This window comes from Robiginitalea sp. (genome assembly GCF_049588695.1).
In the GTDB taxonomy this organism is placed as follows: Bacteria; Bacteroidota; Bacteroidia; order Flavobacteriales; family Flavobacteriaceae; genus Robiginitalea.
This window is the reverse complement of sequence record NZ_JBAVZJ010000609.1, coordinates 1-3,223: the sequence shown is the minus strand read 5'-3', so window position 1 is coordinate 3,223 and position 3,223 is coordinate 1. Positions and strand designations below refer to the sequence as shown.

Annotated in this window: 2 protein-coding genes; one reads left to right on the top strand and one right to left on the bottom strand. The window is 51.4% G+C overall.

Translation table 11 applies throughout. The annotated features are described in order from the left end of the window. Positions 1–1,518, top strand: a 1,518-nt coding sequence (locus WBV75_RS13920) for a hypothetical protein (RefSeq protein ID WP_424121188.1), incomplete at its 5' end; no start/stop codon positions are given. Between the two features lie 87 nt (positions 1,519–1,605). On the opposite strand, the gene WBV75_RS13915 is transcribed toward WBV75_RS13920, so the two are convergent. Further along, positions 1,606–2,460 (bottom strand): SDR family oxidoreductase, encoded by an 855-nt coding sequence (locus tag WBV75_RS13915; protein ID WP_424121187.1) that lies wholly within the window; start codon positions 2,458–2,460, stop codon positions 1,606–1,608. Positions 2,461–3,223 lie beyond the last annotated feature (763 nt).

Sequence of the window (3,223 nt, the reverse complement as noted above, 5' to 3'; positions counted from 1 at the left end):
GGATATAACAGCAGGGTCGCCGATAGCCTGAAAAGGGCACACCCCGGGATCCGAACCCTGGAATACCAACCCGGGCAGCTCCTGGAACCCAACCCTTCATTTACCTCTGCTATCGTCCTGGGGTATGGGTTGGCATCCTATGACCTGTGGCAGGCAGTAGGGCGCAAGATGACATTCCTACCTGCGGAATCCCCTGCCGGAATCAGCCGTTTGAACCCTACGGCTGACGGGGTATTGGGAAGGAAGGTTTCCATAAATGGGGTTTACAACAACCCGGTTGAAGGGCACCGGCTCCTGCTCAGGGACCCGGGGGGAAACCCCAGGGACTCTGCCGTGATGCCCCGGGGATCGCAATGGGCATTCCGGTTGGAATCCGTGCCAAAGGCCCCGGGAAACCTGACCTACCTCCTGGAAGAACAGGACAGCAGCGGGCAGGTGGTCCGTACCGATCCAGTTCCCTTGCGGATAAGGCGTCCCAGCCCCATGCGTATACTGATCCTCAATACCTTCCCAACTTTTGAGACCCGGTACCTGAAAAACCTCCTGGCCGAGAAAGGCAATGAAGTGGTAGTCCGCAGCCAACTGACACGGGGGGCTTATAAATTCGAATACCTCAACAGGAAAGCACAGCCCGTGTACCAGCTTTCCGGGGAGAACCTGAAGGAATTTGACCTGCTCATCTCTGACGCCGCCTCCTACCTTGGTCTGGGGGCTTCCTCCCGTGCCGCCCTGCGCAAAAGCATAGAGGAATCAGGATTGGGTCTTTTAATCCAGGCTGACGCGCGATACCTGGGCCTCCCTGAGGATCAGGCCTTCTTCGGTTTTCGACAGGATAGGCGTACCAGCTGGGACGCCGGGTATGACAAGGGGCTGGTCCTTGAGAAATATCCTTACGCCTTCTCCATGGACTTTCCCATCCAGCCTATAGTGTTGCCCAACGGAAAACAGGTAGGTGCCTATCGTCCAATGGGGGAAGGAAAAGTAGTGACCACCCTCCTTAAGGATACCTATCAATGGGTCTTGCAGGGCAAGGCGGAAGCCTACAGGGAGCTGTGGACGGTGCTGCTCAGCCAGGCGGCCGCAGAGAACAAAGCTCCAATCGCCTGGGAAGCCAGAACCGGCCTTCCGAGGCAGGATGAGCCCTTTGAATTTAGAATCCGTGGGGCACTCCCTGATCAGGAGGTTAAAAATGAACGAGGGCTCCGGCTCCCCCTGATCCAGGATTTGTGGAACCCAACCCTTTGGAAAGGGAGGGACTATCCGGAAAGATCGGGATGGAACCACCTTCGGTTCGCTTCGGATTCCCTTCCGGATTTTCCCTATTACGTCTATGGGGAAGAAGATTGGGAAGTTTTAGGCATCCAAAGTACTCTGAAAGCCAATCACCGTTTTTTCCGGGGGATACCCGAATCCGACGTTATCTCGGAGGGCCTGGTCCCGGTTTCTCCTCTCTGGTTTTATGCGCTATTCCTGGCGAGTATGGGCTGGTTGTGGCTCGGGCCCCGGCTGAGGGGTTAAGAATCCGTTCCCAGAACCTGTGGACAAGATCCAAGGTCATTAAAATATTGGGAAGGTGCATCCCTTCTATCTCCTACTTGTGTTCTCCTACTGAAGCTTCATCCCAAAATCGCGCTCCACAGAGGCGTACCACTCTTCGTCGCTGACGGCATTCCAATCCACCCATTGCTCATCGGTCATGGAACCTCTCCACGCGATAAAAGGAAGGGCATCCGGCCCAACAGGGTACCTCAGGGTCCAGCTGTCGCTTTCGGTTACTTCCAGAATTTTATCTGCGACCATAGAAGGTGGTGTTGGTGTTTTCAAAGCCGCGGAAAAAAGTGCTGCCTGCCGCTTTGAGTTCGGATAAATGGAGGCCCCGTCTACCGCAATATCATGTGCCATCTGGGTATTGATGATACCGGGCTCCACAATAGCTACCTTAATATTGAAAGGCTTTACCTCCTGCGCCAAAGCCTCACTGATCGCCTCCAGGGCGTGCTTACTCGCCGCATAGGCTCCCAGGGGGCTGTTGGCAATATGGCCCGAGACAGACGCTATATTGATAATACATCCTTTTCTGTGTTCCCGCATTTGAGGTAAAAATGCCTTAGTACACCGAAGGACACCCAGGTAATTGGTGTTCATAATCGCCTCAAAATCGGCGATATCCATTTCTTCGACCGAACCGTGGCGTTCAATACCCGCGTTATTAACAAGGACATCTATAAAACCCGATTCCTCGAGTATTTTAGAAGTGCACGTTTGCACGGAGTCGTCAGAATCCACATCCATAGTGCAAATCACCATATCCAGGGATTCCTCTGCAGCCTGACGGGCAAGGGCAGGCGCGTTTTCAGGGTTGCGCATCGTGGCAAAGACCTTATACCCCGCTCGTGCAAATGCCAAAGCCGTTTCCAGACCTATCCCTTTACTGCATCCGGTAATCAGTACTTTTTTCATAATATCCTGGTGTTAATGTTTTCCGTTATTTCCATCTGTAGCCTCCCCTTCCGATGCTCTTATCAGACATAACTGTCGTTGTATAAAACAGTCCCAACCTCCAGAGTATTTTCGTGGTTGAAGGCTTCCTGTTTTGTCTAATATTTAGCCTTTACTGTTAAACATTTCACAATGATGTAATAAAAGAACCCTTTCTGCGTCTACTATACTGCTAAAGGCCCATAAGGGTTTCGCACAACACTAAAAATACAACAATGAAAGATACAAAAAGACAACACCCGGATACCGGCACAACGGCCGACAGGCCGCTGACCCGCCACGCGAGTTGGAGGAATCACCGAAGACATGTTCTGATTAAACCGTTTCGGTTTGCTTAAAAAAAGAAAAAGGAGGGCTAAAGTCCTCCTTTTTTTATCCCTCTGATACATCAGGAACGAGGGGTGACCAGCCCGATCTGGTATACACCCCAGTAAACCATAGTTTTTGTTATTAAACATAAGGCTGACTCCACAAGTTTTATGGGGTCAGCTTTTTTTACTCCCATAAGGGTGCTCCAAAGCCATTTTAAACGCGTGTATGGAGAAAGTACTATCTTGGGCCCCTTAATCTTTGGTGTAATTGCCTTTGCCGCTTATGGAATCAAATAATGAATACGCCCTGATCACCGGTGCCAGCCTCGGTATCGGGCGCGAAATAGCCAAAGAATTCGCCAGAAGGAAAATCAATACGCTCCTAATTGCTCTGGATACCCCGGATTTATATG

Coding starts and splice junctions, on each gene's coding strand:
- WBV75_RS13915 (WP_424121187.1), bottom strand. CDS start 2,460: ATGAAAAAAGTACTGATTACCGGATGCAGTAAAGGGATAGGTCTGGAA.